At 63.7% G+C, this 336-nt stretch carries 1 protein-coding gene; it reads right to left on the bottom strand.

Features of this window, described 5'->3' with window-relative positions; genetic code table 11:
* A partial coding sequence (locus J0A65_RS28050; protein WP_416135344.1) for an FMN-binding negative transcriptional regulator occupies positions 1–159 on the bottom strand: 159 nt, incomplete at its 3' end.
* Positions 160–336: the final 177 nt, after the last annotated feature.

The raw sequence follows: 336 nt of genomic DNA, 5'->3' as shown, positions 1-336 counted from the left end.
CGTGCCGAACTCGCCTTCGTGCGGCTCCAGCAGCAACGGCAGGTGGCTGGCCTGCAGCCCCTGTTCGCCGGCACTGCTGAGCAGGGCGAGGCCGCTGGCCTGAATCTGCTGGTGCAGGGTGGCCAGGTCGTCCTGGCAAAAAGCGCTGGGGCAGTACATGAGCAGCTATCTCCGATGCGATGGCGCCATGCTAGGCGGGATATTGGTCTGCTGTAAGATCCATTACCGATCATTTCCATGGAGCCAATCAGTCGCCATGAAGCCTTCCGCACCGCTGTCGTTCGACCTCTCCGGCATCCAGCTGCAGGCTGGCCGTGGCCTGGCGCGCCAGCTCTA

This window comes from Bowmanella yangjiangensis (genome assembly GCF_017255015.1).
Lineage (GTDB): Bacteria > Pseudomonadota > Gammaproteobacteria > Enterobacterales > Alteromonadaceae > Bowmanella > Bowmanella yangjiangensis.
This window is presented reverse-complemented; position numbering and strand designations above follow the sequence as displayed.